Source organism: Sphingomonas sp. BK580, assembly GCF_014194975.1.
Lineage (GTDB): Bacteria > Pseudomonadota > Alphaproteobacteria > Sphingomonadales > Sphingomonadaceae > Sphingomonas.
The window spans coordinates 57,258-82,462 of record NZ_JACIAY010000015.1; the positions used below are offsets into that span (position 1 = coordinate 57,258).

Genomic DNA, 25,205 nt, shown 5'->3' on the forward strand with positions numbered 1-25,205 from the left:
ACCATCACGCACGACCTATACGCCACCGCATCCCTCATCGCATCCCGCGGCTTGCGCCCGAACCCGTCGCCGCCTCGCACGCCGTTGATCACGTTGAACATCGCCGCGCCCGCTCCGGTTGCATCCCCGGCAACCCTTTGCTACGCGCGCCGCTACCCAAGCGAAGGCGCCACCGCGCGCCACCCGGTCGCATGGGTTCGACACCCTTGGGTTTATGCGAGGAAAGTGGATCGCGTGGAGAGTTCCAGCGGTAATCAGGGCAGCAGCATCCAGGCCAGCCTCGGCGGGCGCTACGCGAGCGCGCTGTTCGATCTGGCGGTGGAGGCCACGGCGGTCGACCAGGTCGAGCGCAGCCTCGCCGCGGTGCGCGACGCGCTGGCCGAATCGGCCGACTTCCGCGCGCTGATCGCCTCGCCCGTGGTGGCGCGGCGCGACGCGGTGCGCGCGGTGGTGGCCGCCGCGGACGCGATCGGCGTCGACGCCACCACGCGCAGCTTCCTCGGCGTGCTCGCGGAGAATCGTCGGCTGTCGCAGCTGCCGCAGATCATTCGCGCGTTCCGCACCTTCGCCGCGCGTCACCGCGGCGAGACCACCGCCGAAGTGACCAGCGCGCACCCGCTCACGCCTGAGCAGGTCGACGAGCTCAAGCAGCAGCTGCGCCGTCGCGTCGGCCGCGAGGTGTCGGTCGACCTCGAGGTCGATCCGGCGATCCTCGGCGGGCTCGTCGTCCGCATCGGCTCCCAGATGATCGATTCCTCGATCCGTACCCGTTTGAATGCGCTCGCCAGCGCGATGAAGGGCTAACCACATGGATATCCGCGCCGCAGAAATCTCGAAGGTCATCAAGGACCAGATCGCCAATTTCGGCACCGAGGCCCAGGTGTCCGAGACCGGCCAGGTGCTCAGCGTCGGTGACGGCATCGCGCGCATCTACGGGCTGGACAACGTCCAGGCCGGCGAGATGGTCGAATTCTCGAACGGCGTGCAGGGCATGGCGCTCAACCTCGAGGCCGACAACGTCGGCGTCGTGATCTTCGGCTCGGACTCGGAGATCAAGGAGGGCGACGTCGTCCGCCGCACCGGCACCATCGTCGACGTGCCGGTGGGCAAGGGGCTGCTCGGCCGCGTGGTCGACGGCCTCGGCAACCCGATCGACGGCAAGGGCCCGATCGTGGCCGAGCAGCGCAGCCGGGTCGAGGTCAAGGCGCCCGGCATCATCCCGCGCAAGTCGGTGCACGAGCCGGTGCAGACCGGGCTCAAGGCGATCGACGCGCTGGTGCCGGTCGGTCGCGGCCAGCGCGAGCTGATCATCGGCGACCGCCAGACCGGCAAGTCGGCAATCGCGATCGACACGTTCATCAACCAGAAGACCGCCAACGCGGGCACCGACGAGTCGAAGAAGCTCTATTGCGTCTATGTCGCGGTCGGCCAGAAGCGCTCGACCGTGGCGCAGCTCGTCCGCACGCTCGAGGAGAACGGCGCGATGGACTATTCCATCGTCGTCGCCGCGACCGCGTCGGACCCCGCGCCGCTGCAGTTCCTCGCGCCCTACACCGGCACCGCGATGGGCGAGTATTTCCGTGACAACGGGATGCACGCGGTGATCGTGTTCGACGATCTGTCGAAGCAGGCGGTCGCCTATCGTCAGATGTCGCTGCTGCTGCGCCGTCCGCCGGGCCGCGAGGCCTATCCGGGCGACGTCTTCTATCTCCACTCGCGCCTGCTCGAGCGCGCGGCGAAGATGAACGACGCCAACGGCAACGGCTCGCTCACCGCTTTGCCGATCATCGAGACCCAGGCGGGCGACGTCTCGGCCTACATCCCGACCAACGTGATCTCGATCACCGACGGCCAGATCTTCCTCGAGACCGACCTGTTCTTCGCGGGCATCCGCCCCGCGATCAACGTCGGCCTGTCGGTCAGCCGCGTCGGCGGCGCCGCGCAGACCAAGGCGATGAAGAAGGTGTCGGGCTCGATCAAGCTGGAGCTGGCGCAGTATCGCGAGATGGCGGCGTTCGCGCAGTTCGGCTCGGACCTGGACGCCTCGACGCAGAAGCTGCTCAACCGCGGCGCGCGCCTGACCGAGCTGCTCAAGCAGCCGCAGTTCTCGCCGATGCCGTTCGAGGAGCAGACCGCGTCGATCTACGCCGGCACCAACGGTTATCTCGACCAGGTGCCGGTGGCCGACGTGACCCGCTACGAGGCGGCGATGCTGGCGTTCCTGCGCAACGATCACGCCGACGTGCTGAGCGCGATCCGCGACTCGCGCGAGCTGGGCAAGGACACCGAGGGCAAGCTCAAGGGCGCGCTCGACCAGTTCGCGAAGACCTTCGCCTGAGGTGCGGGCTCCTGCGAAGGCAGGAGCCCAGTGCCACCGGCGATCCGCTGAATAACCCTGGGCTCCCGCGGTCGCGGGAGCACGAGAAGGCAGGAAATGGCGTCACTCAAGGCCCTCAAGATCCGCATCGGCTCGGTCAAGTCGACGCAGAAGATCACCAAGGCGATGAAGATGGTCGCCGCCGCCAAGCTGCGCCGCGCGCAGGAGGCGGCGATCGCCGGCCGCCCCTATGCCGAGCGGCTCGAGGGCGTCGTCGCGAGCCTGGCGCGCAACGTCGGCGTCGGTGCCTCGCCGCTGCTGGCGGGGACGGGCAAGGACCAGGTCCATCTGCTGGTGGTCGCCACCTCCGAGCGCGGCCTGGCGGGCGCGTTCAACACCAACATCGTCCGCGCCGCGCGCCGCAAGGCCGAGGAGCTGGAGGCCGCGGGCAAGACCGTGATCTTCTATCTCGCCGGCAAGAAGGGGCGCGTGCTGCGCCGCTTCTACCCGCAGGCGATCAAGGTCGACCATGATCTCTCGACGGTGAAGACCGTGGCGTTCGACGACGCCAAGGCGATCGCCGACGACCTGATCGCGCGCTACACCGCGGGCGAGTTCGACGTCGCGCACCTGTTCTACGCCAAGTTCCAGTCGGCGCTGGTGCAGCTGCCGACCGGCCAGCAGATCATCCCGGTCGCCATCCCCGACCGCGGCGAGCCGAAGCTGGCCAACGCCGGCGACGCGACGGTGGAATATGAGCCGAGCGAGGAAGCGATCCTCGCCGACCTGCTACCGCGCAACGTCGCGATCCAGATCTTCCGCGCCTTGCTGGAGAATGCCGCGTCCGAGCAGGGCAGCCGCATGACCGCGATGGACAACGCCACGCGCAACGCGGGCGACATGATCAAGCGACTGAGCATCCAGTACAATCGTGCGCGCCAGGCGGCGATCACCACCGAGCTGGTGGAGATCATCTCGGGCGCCGAGGCGCTGTGATCCGGGCGGGCATCCTGCTGCTGGCGGCGACGCTGGCGGTGGCAGGCTGCTCCAAGCCCGCCGCCGACCAGACGCCGGCGAACGACGCCGCCGCGGCGGCGGCTGCGCCGAGCGGGCCCAATCTCGCCGGCGGCAGCTGGGACGGCGTGTTCACCGATCCGGGCGTGGCGCTGGATCGCTTCGGCCGCAGCGGCCTGCGGCCGGGCGCCTACGAGAAGCGCGGCAGCGTCTGGCGCTCCGAGGCGGCGCCGACGCCGATGTCGGATCCGCGGGGCAAGCACCCGGTGATGGCCTATTTTACCGCCAGCGGCGCGGCCGACCGGCTGGAGGCGATCGAGTATCGCCTCGCCGAGCCGACCTCGGCGAATGACCAGCTCGCGCGTGACTCGTTCGACAAATGGCTCGCTCAGTCGCTCCAGCAGCTCGGCGTGAGCGGCGGCGACAGCGCGGTCGCGGCGATCCACGGCACGAAGCGCGCCGCGGGCCAGCTCAAAGGCGGCGCCGATTACTCGGTGACGCGCACCACCACCCCCAAGGAGCGGCTGTTGGCCGTGACCTTCACCCGCTCCGCGCCTACATCGGGGCAGACGAACCAAGGAAAGATGTGATGGCAACCCTCGCCGAAGACATTCGCCCGACCAGCGGGAGCACCGGATCGGGCAGCAACAACGTCGGCCGCGTCAGCCAGGTGATCGGCGCGGTGGTCGACGTCCATTTCGACAACAACCTGCCCGCGATCCTCTCGGCGCTGGAGACGAGCAACAACGGCCAGCGGCTGGTGCTCGAGGTCGCGCAGCATCTCGGCGAGAACACCGTCCGCACGATCGCGATGGACTCGACCGAGGGGCTCACCCGCGGCCAGACCGTGACCGACACGGGCAGCCAGATCCAGGTGCCGGTCGGCCCGGCGACGCTCGGCCGCATCATGAACGTGGTCGGCGAGCCGATCGACGAGCGCGGGCCGGTACAGACCGAGCTGCGCGCGCCGATCCACGCCAAGGCGCCCGAGTTCGTCGACCAGTCGACCGAGAGCGCGATCCTCGTCACCGGCATCAAGGTGATCGACCTGCTCGCGCCCTACGCCAAGGGCGGCAAAATCGGCCTGTTCGGCGGCGCCGGCGTCGGCAAGACCGTGCTGATCCAGGAGCTGATCAACAACATCGCCAAGGGCCATGGCGGCACCTCGGTGTTCGCCGGTGTCGGCGAGCGCACCCGCGAGGGCAACGACCTCTACCACGAGTTCCTCGACGCGGGCGTGATCGCCAAGGACGCCGAGGGCAATGCGATCAGTGAGGGCTCCAAGGTCGCCTTGGTCTACGGCCAGATGAACGAGCCGCCGGGCGCGCGCGCCCGCGTCGCGCTGTCGGGCCTGGCCATCGCGGAATATTTCCGCGACCAGGAGGGGCAGGACGTGCTGTTCTTCGTCGACAACATCTTCCGCTTCACCCAGGCGGGCGCGGAAGTGTCGGCGCTGCTCGGCCGCATCCCCTCGGCGGTGGGCTATCAGCCGACGCTGTCGACCGACATGGGCGCGCTGCAGGAGCGCATCACCTCGACCAACAAGGGCTCGATCACCTCGGTGCAGGCGGTGTACGTCCCCGCGGACGACCTCACCGACCCGGCGCCGGCGACCTCATTCGCGCACCTCGACGCCACCACCGTGCTGAGCCGCGCGATCTCGGAGCTGGGCATCTACCCGGCGGTGGACCCGCTCGACTCGACCAGCCGCGTGCTGGAGCCGCGTACCGTCGGCCAGGATCACTACGAGACCGCGCGCGCGGTCCAGTCGATCCTTCAGAAGTACAAGTCGCTGCAGGACATCATCGCCATCCTCGGGATGGACGAGCTGTCCGAGGAGGACAAGCTGACGGTCAGCCGCGCGCGCAAGATCCAGCGTTTCCTGTCGCAGCCGTTCCACGTCGCCGAGGTGTTCACCAACATCCCGGGCAAGTTCGTCCAGCTCGACGACACGATCCGCTCGTTCAAGGCGGTGGTGAACGGCGAGTATGACCATCTGCCCGAGGCCGCCTTCTACATGGTCGGCGGCATCGACGAGGCGGTCGCCAAAGCGGAGAAGCTGGCGCAGGACGCCTGATCGACTCGGGGTCGGTGTCGGGCTACCTTAGGGTGGTATGGGCATCGACACGCTCTCGATCGCGAAGGACCTGCGCGCGGCGGCGCTGCCGCAGGACCAGGCCGAGGCCATCGCCGCCGCGATCGGCCGCGCGATGAGCGAGGGCGCGGCGACGAGGGCGGACCTGGATCGTCTGGGCGAGCGGATCGACGCTCGGTTCGAGCAGGAGGCGGCGCGGATCGAGGCCCGGTTCGAGCAGGAGGCCGTCCGGATCGAGGCCCGGTTCGATCGAGAGGCGGCCAGGGTCGACGGGCGCTTCGCCCAGGTCGACGCTCGCTTCGATCAGATCGAGGCGCGGCTCGAGGAGGCAGACGTCAAGGTCGACGCCCGCTTCGCTCAGGTCGCCACCGATCTCCGCCTGGTCGAGGAGCGCATGACCGCCCGGATCGAAGCGGCCAAGACGCAGCTGCTGACCTGGCTCGTCGGCGCGATCTTCACCGCCACCGGCGTGCTGATCGCGGTACTGAAGCTCTGATCGACTAGCCCCGCGTCGGCGCCCGTGCGATGTCGCCCGCGCGCCTCGGCCTCATCCCTTCCACGCTGTTCAGGATATCAGACCCATGCTGCACTTCGAACTCGTCACCCCCGAACGCCTGGTCCGCTCCGACGAGGTGCATATGGTCACGGTGCCCGGCACCGACGGCGACTTCGCCGTGCTCGAGGGGCACGCGCCCTTCATGTCGACGATCCGCGACGGCGAGGTGCTGGTGCAGAAGACGCCGGGCGCCGCACCCGAGTCGATCGCGATCCGGGGCGGCTTCGCCGAGGTCAACGCCAAGGGCCTGACCGTCCTGGCCGAACACGCCGGCTGAGGTCGCTCGCCGACGCGGATCAGAGGAAGCTGTACGGGTCGACGTCCACCGCGACCCGCACCTTCGCCGGCCACTCGAGCGCACCCAGCCAGGCGCGGATCACGTCCTGGACGTCCATGCCGCGGCGCGCGTGGACGAGCAGGCGGAAGCGGTGGCGCCCGCGCAGCATCGCCAGCGGCGCCGGGGCGGGGCCGTACACGGCCATGCCGTCGACCTCGGGCGCGTGCCGCCCGATCAGCCGCGCCACCTCATGCGCCGCGGCCTGCTCCTCGCTCGAGACGATGATCGCGGCGTAGCGGCCGTAGGGCGGCGCCCCGGCGTCCTGCCGCGCCTCGGTCTCGGCGGCGTAGAAGGCGTCGGCGTCGCCCGTCACCAGCGCCTGCATCACCTGCGCCTTCGGACTGTGCGTCTGGATGAACACCTGCCCCTTCTTCGCGCCGCGCCCGGCGCGGCCCGAGACCTGGCGAATCTGCTGGAAGGTCCGCTCGGCCGCGCGCAGGTCGCCGCCGTCCAGTCCGAGGTCGGCGTCCACTACCCCGACCAGGGTGAGGTTGGGGAAATGATAGCCCTTGGTGACCAGCTGGGTGCCGACGACGATATCGATCGCGCCTTCCTCCATCCGCGCGACGAACTCCGCCGCCTTGGCCGGCGACCAGATCGTGTCCGACGTCACCACCGCGGCGCGCGCCTCGGGGAACAGCGCCGCGACCTCGTCGGCGATCCGCTCGACCCCGGGGCCGCACGCCACCAACGTGTCCTCGTCGCCGCACTCGGGGCAGAGCCGCGGCACCGGCTCGACATGGCCGCAATGGTGGCAGGCGAGCCGGCGCGTCAGCCGGTGCTCGACCATCCAGGCTGTGCAGTTCGGGCATTGGAAGCGGTGCCCGCAGGTCCGGCACAGCGTCAGCGGCGCATAGCCGCGGCGATTGAGGAACAGCAGCGACTGCTCGCCGCGCGCGAGCGTCTCGCGCAGCGCCTCGACCAGCCGCGGGCTGAGCCAGCGGCCGCGCTCGGGCGGCTCCTCGATCAGGTCGATCGCGGCGATCGTCGGCATCTCGGCGAGGCCGTAGCGGCCGGGCAGCTTGACCTCGGCATAGGTGCCGAGCGCGACCTGATGGCGGGTCTCGATCGCGGGCGTGGCGGAGGCCAGGATCACCGGGCAGCGCTCGAACAGACCGCGCATCACCGCCACGTCGCGCGCGTGGTAATGGACGCCGTCTTCCTGCTTGAAGCTGGTCTCGTGCGCCTCGTCGACCACGATCAGCCCGAGCTCGGCATAGGGTAGGAACAGTGCCGAGCGCGCGCCCACCGTCACCTTGGCCTCGCCGCTCGCCACCGCGCGCCAGGCGCGACGCCGCTGCGTCGCGCGCAGCCCCGAGTGCCACGCCACCGGTTCGCAGCCGAAGCGATCGTGGAAGCGCTTGAGAAAGGGTTCGGTCAGCGCGATCTCGGGCAGCAGGACCAGCACCTGCTTGCCCGCGCGCAACGCCGCGGCGACCGCCTCGAAATAGACCTCCGTCTTGCCCGACCCGGTGACGCCATCGAGCAGGATCGGCTGGAACGCGGCGGCCTCTACGGCGCCGACCAGCGTCGCGGCCGCCTCGCCCTGTTCCGCCGAGAGCGCGGGCGGTGCGTGATCCGGGTCGGGGACAGGGTAGGGGCTGTCGATCCCGACCTCGACCGGCTCGATCGCGCCGCTCTTGACCAGCCCGCGGATCACCGCGTCGCTCACCTCGGCGATCGTCGCCAGCTCGCGGATCAGCCCCTGACGCTCGCCGATGCGCTCGAGCGCCTGCGCGCGCTGCGGGGTGAGCCGTTCCGGCGCCGCGCCGGTGGCGCGATATTCGACCGCGCTGCGCGCGCCCTCCAGCGCCGCGCTCGACGACAGCGTCATCCGTGCCACCGCGGCCGGAGGCGCGAGGTAATAGTCCGCCGTCCATTCGATCAGCCGGCGCAGCGGTGCGCGGAGCGGCGGCACGTCGGCGACCGCGAGCAGGTTGCGCAACCGGTTGTCGCCGACCTCGGCGTCGGACGGCATCCGCTCGGGCTCCCACACAACGCCGAGCAGCTGGCGCGGCCCGAGCGGCGCGACCACGATCGAGCCCGGCTCGACCGCCAGCTCGCGCGGCACGCGATAGTCGAGCGGGCCGAGCGCGGAGTTGAGGACGAGGACGCGCGCGCGGGAAGACATGCGCGCCATATGGGGCAGGGTGGAGTCGGCGGGAAGCCCGCGAGCGCCGCGCGGCACCCGTCGGGGTGGAACCGCCGTACCCTGCCGGGCCTTTTGGGCAGCATGGCGCGCGACGGTCACGACGGTGAAGCCGAGGCCGGAGTCGCGCTGATCGTCACCCGCGTGCTCGCCAAGGGCGCCGAGGACGAGTTCCGCGCCTGGTCCGAGCGGGTCGACCGCAGCGCCGCGGCGGCACGCGGCCATCGCGGCGGGCTGCGGCTCGAACAGACCGGCGGGCTGTTCCACACGCTGCAGCGCTTCGCATCGCACGACTCGCTGGAAGCATGGCGTCGCTCGGCGGACTATGCGCGGCTGATGCGCGAGGGCGATCGTTTCTCCACGCCGCGTACCCAGGAGGTGGCAGGCGCTCTCGCCGTGGCGCGGCTGCCGAGCGACGGCGACGGGCCGAAGTGGAAGCTGTTCCTGATGAGCTGGCTCGGCGTGCTGCCGTTGGTCCTGCTGTTCAACGGCTTGATCCAGCTGCTGCCGCTACAGCCGCCCTGGTATCTGCGCGCGCTGCTGCAATCCTGCTTCCTCGTCGCGCTGATGACGTGGCTGATCCGCCCCGCGTTGGCGCGGCGGCTCAAGCCATGGGCGCTGCGCGACGGCGACGGTGACGCGCGCGTCACCAGCGACGGCTAATCGCCCGACCTCGGACGCGCATGGTGCGACGGGCCGGCGCCTCGGGCCGGAGCGCCCGAGATCCTCGGCAGACCGACGCACGATCACGATCGACACGCTGAACCATCGTCGCCCCGGCCTCGTTACCGCTCGACAGATCGCCCCGTCGCGCCCCGCTCTTTCGGAGTAAGTCCATGAAAGCCGTCGTTTTCCATGCCATCGGCGACATCCGCGTCGAGGAGGTGCCCGAGCCGGTGATCGAGGCGCCGACCGACGCGATCGTGCGGCTCACCGCCAGTGCGATCTGCGGCACCGACCTGCACTTCGTTCGCGGAACCTTCAGCGGCGTCGACAAGGGTCAGATCCTGGGCCACGAGGCGGTCGGCGTGGTGGAGAGCGTCGGCGCGGACGTCACCGCTATCCGCGTCGGCCAGCGGGTCATCATTCCGTCGACGATCGGCTGCGGTACCTGCCAATACTGTCGCGAGCAGTTCTACGCGCAGTGCGACAACGCCAATCCCGGTGGCAAGCTGGCGGGCACGTCCTTCTTCGGCGGCCCGGCCGCGGCAGGCGGCTACAAGGGGCTGCAGGCCGAGAAGGCGCGCGTACCCTGGGCCGATACCAACCTGGTGCCGATCCCCGACGCGATCAGCGACGATCAGGCGATCCTGATGAGCGACATCCTGCCGACCGCCTGGTTCGGCGCCGATCTCGCGCAGATCGAGGAGGGCGACCATGTCGTCGTGTTCGGCTGCGGCCCGGTCGGCCAGCTCGCGATCGCCTCCGCCAAGCTGATGGGGGGCCGCGTCATCGCGGTCGACCGCCTGCCGGATCGGCTCGAGATGGCGCGCCGCCAGGGTGGCGAGACGATCAATTTCGACGAGGTCGAGCCGGTGGAGGCGATCCGCAAGCTCACCGACGGCGACGGCGCGCGCCGCGTGATCGACGCGGTGGGCGTCGACGCGCAGCACGCGCATGATGGCCCCGCCGAACCGGGCTTGCTCAGCAAGGTCGCGACCGCGGTCGAGCAGCGGCTCATCGAGCCGGCGGCGAAGACGCTCGGGCACCATTTCGTCGCCGGCGACAGCCCGAACCAGGTGCTGCAATGGGCGGTGGAGGCGATCGCAAAGGGCGGGACGCTGTCGATCATCGGCGTCTATCCGCCGACCGACACGCACTTCCCGATCGGCCAGGCCATGAACAAGAACATCACCATGCGCATGGGGAACTGCAATCACCGCCGCTATTACGACGTGCTGATCGATCACGTCCGCTCGGGCCGGCTCGACCCGCTCGCGATCCTTACCCAGACCGAGCCGATGACCGGCGCGATCGACGCTTACAAAGCCTTCGACGAACGCCAGCCCGGCTGGATCAAGGTCGAGCTCGAGCCGAGCGCCTGAGCGCTGGACGAGGCGCCTCGTTCGACTAACTGGGCGCCGCCGTTGAAGAGCGCGCCGACCTCGACAGGAGATTGGAATGACAGTGAAGACGGCGATCGTGACGGGCGCCACCTCGGGCATCGGCGCCGCCACGGCGCGCGCGCTCGCCGGCGCCGGCTGGCAGGTGATCGCGACCGGGCGGCGCGGCGATCGGCTGGACGCGCTCCGGGACGAGCTCGGCGACGTCCTGCTGCCCGCCGTGTTCGACGTGCGCGACGAGGACGCGGTCGCGGCCGCGCTGGACGCGCTGCCCGCGCGGTTCCGTGGCATCGACCTGCTCGTCAACAACGCCGGGCTCGCGCTGGGGACCGGGCCGGCGCAGCACGCCGACCTCGGGCAGTGGAAGACGATGATCGACACCAACGTCACCGCGCTGGTGGCGATCACGCATCGGCTGCTGCCCGGGCTGATCGAGCGCAGGGGCGCGATCATCAACCTGGCCTCGGTCGCCGGTACTTACCCGTACCCCGGCGGCAACGTCTACGGCGGCACCAAGGCGTTCGTGCAGCAACTCACGCTGATGTTGCGCTCCGATCTGCACGGCACCGGCGTTCGCGTCAGCGTGATCGACCCAGGCATGGTGGAGACGGAGTTCACCCTGGTGCGCACCGGCGGCGACCAGGCCGCCTCCGACACGCTCTACGCCGGCGCGGAGCCGATGACCGCCGAGGACATCGCCGCGACCGTGCTGTGGGTCGCGACGCTGCCGCCGCATCTCAACGTCAACCGGCTGGAGCTGATGCCGGTGAGCCAGTCCTTCGCCGGCTTCCAGGTGGCCCGCGACGCCTGATCCCAGGGCCCAGCCTGATCCGCGGTCCAGCCTGACCCGCGCCGTCACGCCACCCGGCGCGGCGGCGCGAATCGGCGCAGGCCGACGCGCGCGCGCTTGGCCTGGTACAGCAGCACGTCGGCCCGGCGCGCGAGGTCGCGCAGCGAGTGGCAGTCGTCGTCGTAGGCGGCGATGCCGACCGAGCCGGCGCTGGTCATCGTCACCCCGTTCGACTCCACCGCCACCCGGAGCGCGGCCTCGACCCGCTCGCGCAGCCCGTCGAGGTCGGCGGTCAGCGCCGGGTCCTCGATGATCAGCGCGAACTCGTCGCCGCCGATCCGCGCCGCCAGCGTGTCGCGCAACCACGGCTCGGACAATGCCGCGCCGGTCAGCCGCAGCACGTCGTCGCCGGCGCCATGGCCGAGCGTGTCGTTGATCGCCTTGAAGCCGTCGAGATCGATCAGCACGAGGTGGAGCGGGGTACGATCACGCCGCGCGCGTGCCATCGCATAGTCGAGCGCGCGGTCGAACGCGGCCCGGTTCGCCAATCCCGTCAGGACGTCGGTGTCGGCCGCGTGGCGCAACTGCACCTCGAGCGCGTGGCGTTCGGTGATGTCCTGGAACACACCGACCATGGCGACGACCTCGCCGTCGACGATCTCAGGGTCACCCATCGAGCGGACCCGCAGCGTGCGCCCGTCGGCGGTGACGAAGTCGCTCTCGAAGTCGAAGCGCTGGCCCTCGCGGATCGCCGTCTCGATCGTGGTCGCGACGCCGTCGCGCACCGCCGCGGGATAGAAGGTGAGCGCGCGCGACAGGTCGGGCTTCTCGCCCAGTGGCAGGCCATGGATGCGGTAGACGTTGTCCGACCATTCCAGCGACTGGTCGGCGATCGACAGCCGCCACGATCCGATCATCGCGATCTGCTCGGCCTGGCGAAAGACATGGTCCTGCCGCGCCAATTGGGTGACGAGCAGCTCGCCGGTGGTGGCGATATGGATCGCCTTGAGCGCGGTGCGGCGCGCCTCGAGCAGTGCCTCGGCCAGCGCGGCGAGGTGGCGCAGCGCGCCGCGTGCCGGCTCGTCGAGGGTGCGCGGCGCCACGTCGACCGCGCAGATCGTACCGACCGTGTGGCGCATCCCGTCCTGACCGAGCACGTTGACCGGCGCCCCGGCGTAGAAGCGCAGACCGTTCTCCACCACCAGCGGGCTGCTGCCGAAGCGCGGGTCCGCGGCGAGGTCCTCGATCACCACCATGTCGCGCTCCGTCACGGTGCGGTCGCAGAAGGCGATGTCGCGCTGCAGCTCGCGCGTCTCCGTCGCGCGCGCGCTGGCCTTGATCCACAATCGGTCGCGGTCGACCAGGTTGAGCAGTGCGGTGGGGCAGCCGAGCAGCTGCGCCGCGAGCGCTACCAGCGCGTCGAACTCCTTCTCGGGCTCGCTGTCGAGAAGCGCGAGCGCGTTCAGCGCGGCGAGACGGCTCGACTCGGCCGCGGCGGTCGTGAGAGAAGTGGAGGGTGCCATCGCCGACCTTATGGTTGCCTCACGTTAATTTACCTTTTCTACCCGGGCGTACGTACGCAAACCGCGACGAAAGGAGAAGTTCGACCCGCGATGCCATCCGTGCCACTCACGCTCGCCGACCATTATGCGATCCATCTCGCGCGCGACCGCCGCCGCTCGGAGCACACGGTGCGCGCCTATCGTGCGACCGCGGTGCGGCTCATGGCCTTCTTGTCCGCGCACTGGGGCGAGGAGGTGGATCGCGCGCGGCTGGCGCAGGTCGAGGCGGCCGATCTGCGCGCTTTCCTCGCGCATCGACGCGGCGTCGGGACGGGCGCCAGGGGCGGCGGGCGCGCGCCGCTGGGCAATGCCTCGGCGGCACGCGAGCTCTCGGCCTTGCGTGGTTTCCTCGACTGGGCGGCCGGCGCCGGGGCGGCGCCGCGGCTGCGCGGGCCGCGGGTGCGCAAGGGCGTCCCGCGCCCGATCGCGCCGCACGAGGCGGTCGCGCTCGCCACCGACGTGGCGGAGGACAGCGACGAGCCCTGGGTGGCGGCGCGCGACTGGGCAGTGCTGCTGCTGCTGTACGGCGCGGGCCTGCGCATCGGCGAGGCGGTGACGCTGCCCGGCGCGGTGCTGCCGCTGGGCGAGACCCTGCGCGTCACCGGCAAGCGCGCCAAGACCCGCGTGGTGCCGCTGCTCGCCGACGTGCGCGCCGCGGTCGAGCGCTATGCGGCACTGTGCCCCTGGCCGCTCGCGGCGGAGGCCCCGCTGTTCCGCGGCGTGAAGGGCGGGGCGCTCTCGCCCGGCGTGGTGCGCCTCAAGGTGCGCGGCGCGCGCGCGCGGCTCGGACTGGGCGAGCGCACCACGCCGCACGCACTGCGGCATAGTTTCGCGACGCACCTTCTCGGCCGCGGCGCCGACCTGCGCGCGCTGCAGGAGCTGCTCGGCCATGCCAGCCTGAGCTCGACCCAGGTCTACACCGCCGTCGACGCGGCGCACCTGCTCGACGTCTATCGTGCCGCGCATCCGCGGGGATGATGCCGCCGACCGGACAGGATCGACGCTCTACTCGGGGCGCGGCGACCAAGTGACGACCCGATAGAGGTAATAGCCGAGCGCCAACACCGTCAGCACGATCCCGACCGGCCCGACATAGCGGTCGAGCTCGCTGAAGCGGCTGCCGAGATAATAGCCTGCGCCCGCCAGCACCGCGTTCCAGATGATGCTGCCGAGGAACGTCATGACCAGGAAGCGCCACAGCGGCATCGCCGCCATGCCGGCGGGAAGCGAGATCATGGTGCGGAAGGTCGGCATGAAGCGGAACACGAAAATCACCCAGCCGCCGTGATGGTGGAAGAAGCGCTGCACGCGCTCGACGTCGTCCCACTCCATCGTCAGCCAGCGGCCGTGGCGCTCGACGAAGGGACGGAAGCGGGCGTAGCCGACGCGTCGCCCGATCACGTACCAGAAGACGTTACCCGCGGTCGTGCCGGCGGTGCCCCAGAGCAGCAGCGGCACCAGCTCCATCTGACCGCGCGCCACCGCGATCCCACCCAGCCCCATGATCACCTCGGACGGGATAGGCGGGACGACATTCTCCAGCGCCATCAGCAGGAAGATCCCGAGATAGCCGCCTTTCACGATCCAGCTGACGATGAACTCGGTCACGCCTCCGCCAACGGCGCGGTCAGCGCGTCCGTTCCGCGTGCCGGCGCTCGATCGCGTCCCAGATGAGACCGGCGACATCGGTGCCGTCGAAGCGTTCGATCGCGACGATGCCGGTGGGTGAGGTGACGTTGATCTCGGTCAGCCACTCGCCCCCGATCACGTCGATGCCGACGAAGATCAGCCCGCGCCGCTTGAGCTCGGGCCCGAGCGCGGCGCAAATCTCGCGCTCGCGCCGGGTCAGCTCGGTCTTCTCGGCCGACCCGCCGACCGCGAGGTTGCTGCGGATCTCGCCCTCGCCCGGCAGCCGGTTGATCGCCCCCGCCACCTCGCCGTCGACCAGCACGATGCGCTTGTCGCCCTTGGCCACGTCGGGGAGGAAAGCCTGCACCATGTGCGGCTCGCGCCAGGTCTGGTTGAACACCTCCACCAGCGCGGAGAGGTTCTCGCCCTCCGGGCCGACGCGGAAGATCGCCTTCCCACCGTTGCCGTGGAGCGGCTTGACCACGATCGCGCCGTGCCGGCGCAGGAAGGCGCGCGCCTCGTCGAGCGAGCGGGTGACCAGCGTCGGCGGCATGAAGCGCGCATAGTCGAGCACGAACACCTTCTCGGGCGCGTTGCGCACGCTGGCGGGATCGTTGACCACCAGGGTGCGCTCGGCGACCCGCTCGAGCAGGTGGGTGGCGGTGATATAGCCGAGATCGAACGGCGGGTCCTGGCGCATCAGCACCACGTCGGCCTCGTCGCCGAGGTCGAGCGCGACCGGCTCCTCGAAGCGGAAATGCTCGCCCTGCACGCGCTGTACCGACACCGGGTGCGCCTGGGTCCACAACCTGCCGTCCGACCAGTTGAGCTGATCGGCGGTGTAGTGGAACAGGCGATGCCCGCGTGCCTGCCCCGCGAGCATCAGCGCGAAGGTCGAGTCACCGGCGATGTTGATCTGGTCGAGCGGATCCATCTGGACCGCGACGGTGAGCGCCATGGACTGTCCTTCTCCGGCAGAGCGATGCGCCGGCAGGTAGGGTGGCGCACCGGCAATGTCACGCGCGGTCGCGCCGGCGCAGGTGCGGCGAGCGCCGGCTCAGCCGATCCAGGCGTTCTCGACGTGGCGCGGTCGCGTGCCGGGGGCGAGCAGCAGCACGTCGACGCGGATGTCGTCGCCCGGGAGCGCGTAGCGCGGCATCAGCAGCTCGGCCGCGGCGGCCACGCGCGCGAGCCGGCGCTCGTCGATCGCGACGTCGAGCTCGGCGGCGGTCCGCCGCGCCTTCACCTCGACGAAGGCGACCAGCGCGCCGCGTCGCGCCACCAGATCGACCTCGCCGGCGGGGGTGCGCACGCGCCGGTCGAGGATCTGCCAGCCCTGCAATCGCAGCCACCAGGCAGCCAGTCGCTCGCCGCGCCGCCCCGCCGCCTCGGCGACGCGGCGATCGAGCAGGGAGCGGGAGCGGCGCATGACCGGAGGCGTGCCCGAGCCGCGCCGCGCGGGCAAGCGCGCGCTGGCCCGCCTCAGCGGGTGGCGGCGCTCTGCCGGCGCAGATAGGCGATCAGGTCGGCGCGATCGAGCGAGTCGCGCACGCCGGCGAAGCGCATCGCGGTGCCGGGAGCGACCGCGGCGGGGTCGGCGAGCCAGTTGTCCATGGCCGCCGCGGTCCAGCGGCCGCCGCGCGCGCGCAGGGCGGCGGTATAGCCGAAACGCGGGCTCACCCCGGCGACGGGCGCGCCCATCACGCCGCGCAAGTTCGGTCCGTTGCGGTCGCCCGCGCCAGCGCCGATCGTGTGGCAGGCGGCGCACTGGCCGAACAGCCGTGCGCCCCGGTCCGCGTCGGCGGCGGCCAGCCGCGCCGCCAGTGTCGGGTTCGCGCCCAGCGCCGTGCGCCGTGCCGCCACGTCGCCGTCGCCGCAGCCGGCGAGCAGCGCCAGCGCGGCCACGGCGAGCGGGACGCGCCGTGCGCTCACTGGTCGAAGTCGCTCGCGCCCGAGGTCCCGTGCAGGTCGGACCAGAGCCCGCGCGTGCCCGCCTCCTGTGCGCGGTTGACGTATTGCGACGCGACCAGCCAGCCCTTGATCGGCCGCAGCGGCAGCAGCGTGCCGAGCGCCATCACCGGCACCGAGGTGACGAGATGCACCCAGGCGGGCGGATCGAACGCGACCTGCAGCCATACAACGAAGGCGGTCAGCGGCAGCGCGATGATGCACAGCGAGAAGAAGGCGGGCCCATCGTCGGGCGCGGCGAAGCGATAGTCGAGGCCGCAACGATCACAGCGCGGCACCACCTTGAGCCAGGAAGCGAACATCTTGCCCTCGCCGCAGCGAGGGCAGCGGCCGCGCCAGCCGGAGCGGATGATCCACCAGAAGCGGTCGCGGCCGCTCGGCGGAGCGGCGGCGGGTGCGGGGGCGGGGGGCGTCGGTTCCATGCGCGGCGATGTAGGCGCGCCGGTGCGCGCGTTCGATGGGACAGATCGTCCCACCCAGAGCCGCACGATCGCCACTCCTCGCTCGATCCGGATGAGAAAGGGCGTGGGCACGGGTGGGCAGCATGCCTAAACTGTCCGCCGTTCGACGGGAGAGAAGGCGATGGTCGTCCCTTATCTGGCAGCGGTGGTCATCGCCGCGGCGCAGCTTCCCGGACCGGTGCCGAGCGCGGCGGCTCCCCGGTCGGCGCCGGAAGACGCGGCGCCAAGCGCGACCGAATCCGCGTCCGCGCCCGCGCCCGTACCCGACGCGGAACAGCGGCTCGGCGACAACGGCGACATCATCGTCGCCGCGCCCACCCGCAAGGTCATCGGCAACCAGGTGCGCGCGGCGACCGGCCCGGTCTCGCAGAACGTGCCGATCGCGCGCTTCCAGGATCCCGTCTGCGTCGCCGTCGGGGGGCTGCCGAGCAAGGTGTCGAGCGAGATCGCGCAGCGCATGCTCGACGACGCCGATTCCGTGGGCATCACGCTCGCCGGCGATCGCTGTCGGCCCAACACGATGGTGCTGTTCGTCGACGACGCTCACGCCGAGCTGACGAAGATGGCGAAGTCCAACCATCGCGCGCTGCTGGGCGTCGGCTTTCGAACGCGGCGCGCGCTGCTGAAAAGCGAGGGGCCTGCGTTCGCGTGGCGACTCACGGAGGTGCGCACGCGCGACGGCGAGACGAGCCTGCCCGGGGAGGGACCGCCGACCTTCCATGTCGCGATCGCCTCGCGCGTCGTTCAGCCGGTGCGGCAGGACGTCGTCACCGCGGTGCTGATCGTCGAGCGCAAGGCGGTGCTGGGGAAGACGTCGCGCCAGCTCGCCGACTATGCCGCGCTGCGCCTGTTCGCCGGCGCGCGCGAACTGCCAGCCGGGGGCCTCGACACGATCCTGGCGCTGTTCGGCAGCAAGGCCGCGCCGCCAGCCCAGCTCACCGCCTTCGACCGCGGCTATCTGCGCGGCCTGTACACCGGCGCGGCGAACGCCTTCGCCTACTCGCAGCGTGGCCGCATGGCCGGGGCGATCGCGCGCGAGAACGCGCCGAGCGCGCCGGCTACCCCTTGAGCGCCAGCGCGCGCGCGTAGAGTTCGCGGCGGTCGAGCCCGAGCGCCTTCGCCACCTCGCCCGCCGCCTTGGACGCGGGCAGGCGCGTCAGCGCCTCGCGCAGCGCCGCGTCGGCGTCGTCCGCGCTCGCCGGAGCGGGCGCGGCGGGGGGCGCGACCACGACCACGATCTCCCCCTTCGGCGGCGTCTCGGCGTAGCGCGCCGCCAGGGCGCCGAGCGTGCCGGTCACCGCCTCCTCGAACTTCTTCGTGAGCTCGCGGCACACGGCGGCCTCTCGCTCGCCCAACAGCTGTGCCAGCGCGGCGAGGCAGGCACCAAGCCGTGGCCCCGATTCGTACAGTACCAGCGTGGCGCGCACCGCCGCCACCTCGCGGATCGCCTCGGCGCGCGCCTGCTCCTTGGGAGGCAGGAAGCCGAGGAACAGGAAGCGGTCGGTCGGTAGCCCGGCGAGCGTCAGCGCGGCGACCGCGGCGCAGGCGCCCGGGACGGTGACGACGTGGCGCCCCGCCGCGCGCGCCTCGCGCACCAGCTTGTAGCCCGGATCGGAGATCAGCGGCGTGCCCGCGTCCGAGACGAGCGCCACCACCTCGCTCGCCATCCGCTCGACCAGGCGCGGGCGCACCTCGGCGGCATTGTGGTCGTGATAGGGGGTCATCGGCCGCTTGGTGCCGATGTGGCGGAGCAGTCCGGCGGTGACCCGCGAGTCCTCCACGGCGATGACGTCGGCGGCGGCGAGCACCTCCGCCGCACGCGGCGAGAGATCGCCGAGATTGCCGATCGGGGTGGCGACGATGTAGAGCCCAGGCAGTAGAGAGTTCACGGGAGTTGTCATGGCAGAGGCGATCGGGCGGCCGCAATGGTCGAACGCATGGGGCCGATTGGTCGCGGTCACCGGCGCGCTGCTGCTCGCGGCCTGCTCGACGGTGGTGCCGCGCGCCCCCGTCGAGCCGCCGCGCGCGCAGACCCAGGCGCCGCCACCGCGCGACACCGCACCCGAGGTGGTCAGCGGCCTGCCGCGCGACACCGAGCGGCACCGGGTCGCGTTGCTGGTGCCGCTGTCGGGCAGCAACGCCGGCGTCGGCCGCAGCCTCGCCAACGCGACCCAGCTGGCGCTGCTCGACACGCGCAACGCGCAGGTGCGAATCACCAGCTACGATACCGCCACCGGCGCCGCGCAGGCCGCCTCGCGCGCGATCGCCGATGGGGCGCAGCTGATCCTCGGGCCGCTGCTGGCCGAGGACGTGCGCGCGGTGGCGCCGATCGCGCGCGCCGCCAAGGTGCCGGTGCTGTCCTTCTCCAACGACACCGGCGTGGCGGGCAACGGCACCTATGTGCTGGGCTATGCGCCGGCGCAGTCGATCGAGCGGGTCGTCGGCTTCGCGCGCGCGCGCGGCATGAACAATTTCGGGGGCTTGGTGCCCAACGCGCTGTACGGCAGCCGCGCTTCCACGGCCTTCCTGCGCGCGGTCGAGCAGGCGGGCGGGCGAGTCGTGTCGCTGCAGACCTATGATCGCGGCCCCGGCGCACTCGGCGCGGCGGTGCAGCGCATGGCCAAGGACGCGCCCTTCGACGCGATCCTGATCGCGGACAGCGCTGGCGCGGCGACGACCGCGGTGCCGCTGCTGCGCCGCGCCAGTCCTTCGGCGCAGATCGTCGGCACGGAGTTGTGGAACGCGGACAAGGGGGCGAGTGCGCCGGCGCTGAACGGTGCCTGGTTCGCCAGCGTGCCCGACGACCTCTATCGCCAATATGCGCGCAACTACCGCACGCGCTTCAACGCCGCGCCCTACCGGCTGTCGAGCCTGGGCTATGACTCGGTGCTGCTGGTGGTGCGGATCGCGCGCGACTGGCGGCCGGGCACCGCTTTCCCGGAGCCGCGTCTGCGCGACGCCGACGGCTTCGCCGGGATCGACGGTGCCTTCCGCTTCGGCCGCGACGGCGTCGCCGAGCGCGCGCTCGAGGTGAAGGAGTTGCGCGCCGGCAGCGCGGTGGCGGTGTCGCCCGCGCCGACGGGGTTCGCGGGCAAGTGAGCGCAGTCGCGGCGCGTCCGCGCCGCAGCGCCCTGTTCCTGCCGGCGTCGAACCAGCGCGCGCTCGCCAAGGCGAGAACGCTCGACTGCGACGCGGTCATCCTCGACCTGGAGGACTCGGTCGCGCCGGCGATGAAGCGAGAGGCACGCGATGCCGCGGTCGCGGGCCTCAACGCCGGCGGCTGGGAAGCGCGTGAGCGCGTCGTGCGGGTCAACGGCGCCGACACCGAATGGGGCGCCGGCGACCTCGCTGCGCTCCGCGGCGCGCCGCTCGACGCGGTGCTGCTCCCGAAGGTGGACAGCCCCGCCACGCTCCACGTCGCGCGGGCGGCGCTGGGCGACGGACCGGCGCTCTGGGCGATGATCGAGACCTGCGCCGGCGTCGTGGCATCGCGCGCGATCGCCGCGGCGGCGCGCGAGACCGGACTCGCCGCGCTGGTGATCGGCCCCAACGACCTCGCGCGCGAGCTGCGCTGCACGCCGGGCGAGGATCGCGCACCGCTGTGGCCCATCCTCACCGAGGTGGTGCTCGCGGCGCGGCTCGCCGACATCGTCGCGCTCGACGGCGTCACCAACGTGATCGACGACGCGGGCGCGGTCGAGCGCGCCTGCGCCCAGGGCGCGCGCTGGGGGTTCGACGGCAAGACGCTGATCCACCCCGCGCAGATCGAGGCCGCCAACCGCGCCTTCGCGCCATCGGCAGAGGCGGTCGCCCGCGCCGAACGGATCGTCGCCGCCTTCGCCCTACCCGAACATGCCGCCTCGGGCGCGATCCGGGTGGACGGCGAGATGGTCGAGCGGCTTCACCTCGCCGAGGCAGAGCGGCTCATCGCGCTCGACCGCGCGGTTCAGTCGCGGCAATAACCCTCACCGGACCGGACGGTGAGACAGTCCCTCTTGCCGTCGAGGTATTTGAGACCAGTGGCGGCGCCGTCCGTCGGGCGCAGCAGTTCGCGTGCGCCGGCGCGCCGGAACGCGATGCCGTCGGCGGTGACCTCGCCGTCGTACGTGCCCTTGTCGTCGAGGCTCCACTGCATCGCCAGCGACACCGCCTTGTCGTCGCTCCCGCGCGGGGACACCACGAGGTTCAGCCCCTCCACGCCGCGCCAGCGCCCGACATAGCCCTCACGCGATCGGCCCTCGGAGGGGCTCGCCGCGGGCGAGTGGGAGGTGGCGTCCGACTTGACCGGTCCACCTTCCGGGGCGGCGGTTGCGTTGGCCGCAGCCCCGGTAGCGTTTTCAGCCCCTGGCGCCCGACCACGTTCGCCGCAGCCGGAGAGCAGCAGCAGAGCGACAGCGGTGAGCGCCAGACTCCTCATCACCGCTCAACTCGCGCGCCACCGCACCGTTCCGCCGCGGCGCGACTCAGCCTCTCGGCGCGGGCTCGTTGAGGAGCGGGATCAGCTCGCGGTTGAGGTCGTCGAGGTCCAGCGCCGCCGCCTTGGCGTAGCGGACCACGCCGGCGCGATCGATGATGTAGTTGGTGGGCACGGCCGGCATCTCCGCGCTGATGCCCCTGATGCTGCGCACCGCGGGGATCGCCATGGCGGCGAACACCGGCTTGAGCTGCCGGAGCGGCGCCGACCCGTCGGTCGCCACCGCGTAGACGCTCAACCCGTGCTGCCGCGCGCGGCGGTAATAGCCGTCGAGGAGCGGCAGTTCGGCGCGGCACGGCACGCACCAGGTCGCCCAGAAGTTGAGCAGCACCACTTCGCCGCGGTGCTCGGCGAGCGTGGTCCTGCTGCCGTCGACCAGCGTCAGCTCGATCGGCGGGGCCGGTTGACCGACCTTGAGCTCGCGCGCCCCCGCGGACGATGCGAGCAGCGCGCTCGCGAGCGCGGACAGCGTGAAGTATCGCATCGTCATACCAGTTCCCCCCGAGCGGAGAAGACGCGGGGCGGGGGTCGCGGTCAAGCCGGAACTGGCCCATGATGACGCGGTCTTCGTCGCGGGCCGTGCCAGTTGACCTGCCGCCGCCCCGCCGCTACCCGCGCCACCGACATCGCTGAACCACTCGCGTGCCGAGTCCTGTCGAAGGGCGCGCGGGTTCGCCCGGCAGGCGGAGACCTGTATCCATGGCCAACGTAGCAGTCATCGGCGCGCAATGGGGCGACGAGGGCAAGGGCAAGATCGTCGACTGGCTCGCCGAACGCGCCGACGTCGTCGTCCGCTTCCAGGGCGGTCACAACGCCGGTCACACGCTGGTGGTCGGTGAGTCGGTCTACAAGCTCTCGCTGCTGCCCTCGGGGATCGTGCGCGGCACGCCGTCGGTGATCGGCAACGGCGTGGTGCTCGATCCCTGGGCGCTCAAGGCCGAGATCGAGCGGCTGGCGGGGCAGGGCGTCGTCGCGACGCCCGAGACGCTTCGGATCGCGGACAATTGCGCGCTGATCCTGCCGTTCCACCGCGACCTCGACGCACTGCGCGAGGACGCCAGCGGCGCGGGCAAGATCGGCACGACGCGGCGCGGCATCGGGCCCGCCTATGAGGACAAGGTCGGCCGCCGCGCGCTGCGGGTCTGCGACCTGGCGCATCTCGACGACCTCGGGCCGCAGCTCGACCGCCTCACCGCGCACCATGACGCGCTGCGCGCCGGCTTCGGCGAGGCGCCGATCGACCGCGACGCGCTGGTCGCCGAGCTGCGCGCGATCGCCGACTTCGTGCTGCCCTTCGCCAAGCCGGTGTGGCGCGACCTCAACGCCGCGAAGGAGGCGGGCAAGCGTATCCTGTTCGAGGGCGCGCAGGGCGTGCTGCTCGACATCGACCACGGTACCTACCCGTTCGTCACCTCGTCGAACACGATCGCGGGCACCGCGGCGGGCGGGTCGGGACTGGGGCCGGCGGCAGTCGGCTTCGTGCTGGGGATCGCCAAGGCCTACACGACGCGGGTCGGCTCGGGGCCGTTCCCGACCGAGCTGGACGACGCGACCGGCGAGCGGCTCGGCACGCGCGGGCATGAGTTCGGCACCGTGACGGGCCGCAAGCGCCGTTGTGGCTGGTTCGACGCGGTGCTGGTGCGCCAGTCAGCCGCCGTCGGCGGCATCACCGGCATCGCGCTCACCAAGATCGACGTGCTCGACGGCCTCGACGAGGTGAAGATCTGCACCGGCTACGAGCTGCGCGGCGAGAGGATCGACTATTTTCCGGCGCATGCCGCCGACCAGGCGATGGTGGAGCCGATCTACGAGACGATCAAGGGCTGGCAGGAGTCCACGGCGGGGGCGCGGAGCTGGGCCGATCTGCCGGCGCAGGCGATCAAATACATCCGGCGAATCGAGGAGCTGATCCGCTGCCCCGTGGCCCTGGTCTCGACCAGTCCGGAGCGCGCCGACACGATCCTGGTGCGCGACCCGTTCGCGGACTGATCGCGACGCGACCCCCGCATCGGCGCGGGGGTCGCGAGCGGCGAGGTTATTGCGGCGACTGCGGCGTCGTCGACATCGGGTCGGTGCCGGTCGTGCGCGGGTTGTTCTGCGACGTCGGGTTGACGGTCGGATCCGGGTTCATCGTCTGGGTCGACGGGTCCGGCGTCGTGCTGGTGCTCGGCTGGTTCATGGTCGAGCGGTTGCGCGACGAGCGGCGCGACTCGCGCGTGGAGCGCGGCGAGGTCGTCGACATCGTGTCGGACTGGGTGCTCTGCGTGCTGGTACCCGTGGAGCCGGGCTGCTGCATCGTGCCCATCGTGCCCTGACCGGTGCCCGACTGGCCCATGCCGGTGCCCATGCCGCCGCCGGTGCCGCCGCCCGTGCCGCCGGTGGTCTGTGCCGAGGCGACGGCGGGCAGGGCGAGTGCGGCCGCGGCCGCGATCACGAGAATGCGCATGAGAACCTCTCCTTCAGTGTTCGCTCCCAACGAGCCGCATGAAGCAGGTGTTCCGGGCGCACCGACCCTTAATTAACTAACTTAGCCACATTGCGCGCGGTGAAGCAAGGCCTGGTCGGCGAGCACCAGCGCCACCATCGCCTCCACCACGGGGACGCCGCGGATGCCGACGCAGGGATCGTGGCGGCCCTTGGTCGCGATCTCGGTCGCGCTACCCTCGCGCGTGACGGTCGGGACCGGCGTGAGGATCGAGCTGGTCGGCTTGAAGGCCACACGGACCCGGATGGGCTGGCCGGTGGCGATCCCGCCCGCGATCCCGCCGGCGTGGTTGGCGAGGAAGGCGGGGCCGTCCGCGCCGGGACGCATCGCGTCGGCGTTCTGCTCGCCCGAGAGCGCCGCGGCGGCGAAGCCGTCGCCGATCTCGACGCCCTTCACCGCGTTGATCGACATGCACGCCGCGGCCAGCTCGCTGTCGAGCTTGGCGTAGAGCGGTGCGCCCCAGCCCGCGGGAACGCCGGTCGCCTCGCACACCACCACCGCGCCGAGCGACGAGCCGGCCTTGCGCGCGGCGTCGACCTTCTCCTCCCAGCGCGCCGCGGCGGTGGGGTCGGGGCAGAAGAAGGGGTTGGCGTCGATCGCGGCGTCGTCGAAGGTGGCTGGATCGACGGCGTCGCCGCCGATCGCCTCGACCCAGGCGCGGACGCGCACCTGCGGCACCACCAGCCGCGCCACCGCGCCGGCGGCGACGCGCGCGGCGGTCTCGCGCGCCGAGGAGCGGCCGCCGCCGCGATAGTCGCGGAAGCCGTATTTGGCGTCATAGGCGTAATCGGCGTGGCCGGGCCGATAGGCGAGCGCGACCTCCGAGTAATCCTTCGAGCGCTGGTCGACGTTCTCGATCATCAGGCTGATCGGCGTGCCGGTGGTGCGTCCCTCGAACACGCCCGAGAGGATGCGGACCTGGTCGGGCTCGCGCCGCTGCGTCGTGAAGCGCGACTGGCCGGGGCGGCGCCGGTCGAGCCACGGCTGGATGTCGGCCTCGCTCAGCGCGATCCCGGGCGGGCAGCCGTCGACCACCGCGCCCAGCGCCGGCCCATGGCTCTCGCCCCAGGTGGTGAAGCGGAACACGCGGCCGAAGGTGTTGTAGCTCATGCGCGAGGGTCCGAAAGTTGCGAATGTTGAGTCGCTGGCGCGTCGGGACTCAACGTTCGCGGGCAGCCAGCGTGGGACATGGCGCGCGCTGTGCCAGAAGCACGCGGGTTAGGACAGGGGGGCGGGGGCGGTGCGTCGCCCATCGCCGCTGTCACGTCCAGCCCGGCGGACGTCGGGGGCCAGTTGGGGGACGTC

27 protein-coding genes are annotated in these 25,205 nt (G+C 71.5%); 15 read left to right on the top strand and 12 right to left on the bottom strand.

Annotated features, from left to right (window positions below; translation table 11 throughout):
- Window positions 1-234: 234 nt before the first annotated feature.
- From FHY05_RS22715 to FHY05_RS20080, 7 genes are all read left to right on the top strand, one after another.
- Window positions 235-804: a F0F1 ATP synthase subunit delta gene (locus FHY05_RS22715; RefSeq protein ID WP_311732543.1), complete on the top strand. Its 570-nt coding sequence runs from the start codon at window positions 235-237 to the stop codon at window positions 802-804.
- Window positions 805-808: 4 nt separating this feature from the next.
- Complete coding sequence (atpA, locus tag FHY05_RS20055) at window positions 809-2,338, top strand: F0F1 ATP synthase subunit alpha (RefSeq protein WP_132911052.1); 1,530 nt, start codon at window positions 809-811, stop codon at window positions 2,336-2,338.
- 96 nt (window positions 2,339-2,434) lie between these two features.
- A complete protein-coding gene (locus FHY05_RS20060) occupies window positions 2,435-3,313 on the top strand; it encodes a F0F1 ATP synthase subunit gamma (protein ID WP_183946210.1) in 879 nt (292 codons plus the stop codon).
- Window positions 3,310-3,921 (top strand): hypothetical protein, encoded by a 612-nt coding sequence (locus tag FHY05_RS20065; RefSeq protein ID WP_183946211.1) that lies wholly within the window; start codon window positions 3,310-3,312, stop codon window positions 3,919-3,921. The genes FHY05_RS20060 and FHY05_RS20065 overlap by 4 nt, the downstream gene beginning before the upstream one ends.
- Entirely contained in the window at window positions 3,921-5,408 is a 1,488-nt protein-coding gene (atpD, locus tag FHY05_RS20070; protein WP_132911055.1) for a F0F1 ATP synthase subunit beta, read from the top strand. Before FHY05_RS20065 ends, atpD begins: the two co-directional genes overlap by 1 nt.
- 37 nt (window positions 5,409-5,445) lie before the next feature.
- On the top strand, window positions 5,446-5,922 hold the full coding sequence (locus tag FHY05_RS20075) for a hypothetical protein (protein ID WP_183946212.1): 477 nt from the start codon (window positions 5,446-5,448) through the stop codon (window positions 5,920-5,922).
- An 85-nt stretch (window positions 5,923-6,007) separates the two neighbouring features.
- Complete coding sequence (locus FHY05_RS20080; protein WP_183946213.1) at window positions 6,008-6,259, top strand: ATP synthase F1 subunit epsilon; 252 nt, start codon at window positions 6,008-6,010, stop codon at window positions 6,257-6,259.
- A 19-nt stretch (window positions 6,260-6,278) separates the two neighbouring features.
- Here FHY05_RS20080 and FHY05_RS20085 read toward each other — a convergent pair whose 3' ends face one another.
- Window positions 6,279-8,450 carry a primosomal protein N' gene (locus tag FHY05_RS20085; protein WP_183946214.1) on the bottom strand — a complete coding sequence of 724 codons (2,172 nt, stop codon included), beginning with the start codon at window positions 8,448-8,450 and terminating at the stop codon, window positions 6,279-6,281.
- A gap of 9 nt (window positions 8,451-8,459) precedes the next feature.
- Between FHY05_RS20085 and FHY05_RS20090 the strand changes: the two genes are divergently transcribed.
- The 3 genes from FHY05_RS20090 to FHY05_RS20100 all read left to right on the top strand — a co-directional run bounded on the left by FHY05_RS20090 (window position 8,460) and on the right by FHY05_RS20100 (window position 11,342).
- Window positions 8,460-9,131, top strand: coding sequence for a hypothetical protein (locus FHY05_RS20090; RefSeq protein ID WP_183946215.1), 672 nt, complete (start codon window positions 8,460-8,462; stop codon window positions 9,129-9,131).
- A 173-nt stretch (window positions 9,132-9,304) separates the two neighbouring features.
- On the top strand, window positions 9,305-10,513 hold the full coding sequence (locus FHY05_RS20095; RefSeq protein WP_183946216.1) for a zinc-dependent alcohol dehydrogenase: 1,209 nt from the start codon (window positions 9,305-9,307) through the stop codon (window positions 10,511-10,513).
- Window positions 10,514-10,589: 76 nt separating this feature from the next.
- Window positions 10,590-11,342 (top strand): SDR family NAD(P)-dependent oxidoreductase, encoded by a 753-nt coding sequence (locus FHY05_RS20100; protein WP_183946217.1) that lies wholly within the window; start codon window positions 10,590-10,592, stop codon window positions 11,340-11,342.
- Between the two features lie 44 nt (window positions 11,343-11,386).
- Here FHY05_RS20100 and FHY05_RS20105 read toward each other — a convergent pair whose 3' ends face one another.
- A complete protein-coding gene (locus FHY05_RS20105; protein WP_183946218.1) occupies window positions 11,387-12,844 on the bottom strand; it encodes a diguanylate cyclase domain-containing protein in 1,458 nt (485 codons plus the stop codon).
- Window positions 12,845-12,934: 90 nt separating this feature from the next.
- Between FHY05_RS20105 and FHY05_RS20110 the strand changes: the two genes are divergently transcribed.
- Window positions 12,935-13,861: a tyrosine recombinase XerC gene (locus FHY05_RS20110; RefSeq protein ID WP_183946219.1), complete on the top strand. Its 927-nt coding sequence runs from the start codon at window positions 12,935-12,937 to the stop codon at window positions 13,859-13,861.
- 27 nt (window positions 13,862-13,888) lie between these two features.
- On the opposite strand, the gene FHY05_RS20115 is transcribed toward FHY05_RS20110, so the two are convergent.
- From FHY05_RS20115 to FHY05_RS20135, 5 genes are all read right to left on the bottom strand, one after another.
- Window positions 13,889-14,491, bottom strand: coding sequence for a DedA family protein (locus FHY05_RS20115; RefSeq protein ID WP_183946220.1), 603 nt, complete (start codon window positions 14,489-14,491; stop codon window positions 13,889-13,891).
- Between the two features lie 19 nt (window positions 14,492-14,510).
- Complete coding sequence (gshB, locus tag FHY05_RS20120; RefSeq protein WP_183946221.1) at window positions 14,511-15,470, bottom strand: glutathione synthase; 960 nt, start codon at window positions 15,468-15,470, stop codon at window positions 14,511-14,513.
- A 99-nt stretch (window positions 15,471-15,569) separates the two neighbouring features.
- Window positions 15,570-15,941 (bottom strand): YraN family protein, encoded by a 372-nt coding sequence (locus tag FHY05_RS20125; protein ID WP_183946222.1) that lies wholly within the window; start codon window positions 15,939-15,941, stop codon window positions 15,570-15,572.
- A gap of 53 nt (window positions 15,942-15,994) precedes the next feature.
- Window positions 15,995-16,444: a c-type cytochrome gene (locus FHY05_RS20130; RefSeq protein WP_183946223.1), complete on the bottom strand. Its 450-nt coding sequence runs from the start codon at window positions 16,442-16,444 to the stop codon at window positions 15,995-15,997.
- The gene (locus FHY05_RS20135) at window positions 16,441-16,902 is read right to left on the bottom strand and encodes a DUF983 domain-containing protein (protein WP_183946224.1); all 462 of its coding nucleotides are present in this window, start codon (window positions 16,900-16,902) and stop codon (window positions 16,441-16,443) included. The genes FHY05_RS20130 and FHY05_RS20135 overlap by 4 nt, the downstream gene beginning before the upstream one ends.
- Window positions 16,903-17,062: 160 nt before the next feature.
- Here FHY05_RS20135 and FHY05_RS20140 point away from each other — a divergent pair, with 160 nt between their 5' ends.
- Window positions 17,063-18,010 (top strand): hypothetical protein, encoded by a 948-nt coding sequence (locus tag FHY05_RS20140; RefSeq protein WP_183946225.1) that lies wholly within the window; start codon window positions 17,063-17,065, stop codon window positions 18,008-18,010.
- On the opposite strand, the gene rsmI is transcribed toward FHY05_RS20140, so the two are convergent.
- The gene (rsmI, locus tag FHY05_RS20145; RefSeq protein ID WP_183946226.1) at window positions 18,000-18,842 is read right to left on the bottom strand and encodes a 16S rRNA (cytidine(1402)-2'-O)-methyltransferase; all 843 of its coding nucleotides are present in this window, start codon (window positions 18,840-18,842) and stop codon (window positions 18,000-18,002) included. The two genes, FHY05_RS20140 and rsmI, sit on opposite strands and share 11 nt — an antisense overlap.
- On the opposite strand from rsmI, the gene FHY05_RS20150 reads away from it, so the two are divergent.
- Both FHY05_RS20150 and FHY05_RS20155 read left to right on the top strand, forming a co-directional pair.
- Complete coding sequence (locus FHY05_RS20150; RefSeq protein ID WP_183946227.1) at window positions 18,841-20,040, top strand: penicillin-binding protein activator; 1,200 nt, start codon at window positions 18,841-18,843, stop codon at window positions 20,038-20,040. The genes rsmI and FHY05_RS20150 overlap by 2 nt on opposite strands.
- Entirely contained in the window at window positions 20,037-20,903 is an 867-nt protein-coding gene (locus FHY05_RS20155; protein WP_183946228.1) for a CoA ester lyase, read from the top strand. Before FHY05_RS20150 ends, FHY05_RS20155 begins: the two co-directional genes overlap by 4 nt.
- Here FHY05_RS20155 and FHY05_RS20160 read toward each other — a convergent pair.
- Window positions 20,888-21,358, bottom strand: a complete 471-nt coding sequence (locus FHY05_RS20160; RefSeq protein ID WP_183946229.1) for a hypothetical protein — start codon at window positions 21,356-21,358, stop codon at window positions 20,888-20,890. The genes FHY05_RS20155 and FHY05_RS20160 overlap by 16 nt on opposite strands.
- Window positions 21,359-21,404: 46 nt before the next feature.
- Window positions 21,405-21,905 carry a TlpA disulfide reductase family protein gene (locus tag FHY05_RS20165; RefSeq protein ID WP_183946230.1) on the bottom strand — a complete coding sequence of 167 codons (501 nt, stop codon included), beginning with the start codon at window positions 21,903-21,905 and terminating at the stop codon, window positions 21,405-21,407.
- A 209-nt stretch (window positions 21,906-22,114) separates the two neighbouring features.
- Between FHY05_RS20165 and FHY05_RS20170 the strand changes: the two genes are divergently transcribed.
- Complete coding sequence (locus FHY05_RS20170; RefSeq protein WP_183946231.1) at window positions 22,115-23,404, top strand: adenylosuccinate synthase; 1,290 nt, start codon at window positions 22,115-22,117, stop codon at window positions 23,402-23,404.
- Between the two features lie 46 nt (window positions 23,405-23,450).
- On the opposite strand, the gene FHY05_RS20175 is transcribed toward FHY05_RS20170, so the two are convergent.
- Together FHY05_RS20175 and aroC are read right to left on the bottom strand one after the other, a co-directional pair.
- Entirely contained in the window at window positions 23,451-23,861 is a 411-nt protein-coding gene (locus tag FHY05_RS20175; RefSeq protein WP_183946232.1) for a hypothetical protein, read from the bottom strand.
- An 81-nt stretch (window positions 23,862-23,942) separates the two neighbouring features.
- Entirely contained in the window at window positions 23,943-25,010 is a 1,068-nt protein-coding gene (gene aroC / locus FHY05_RS20180) for a chorismate synthase (protein ID WP_183946233.1), read from the bottom strand.
- Between the last annotated feature and the right edge of the window lie 195 nt (window positions 25,011-25,205).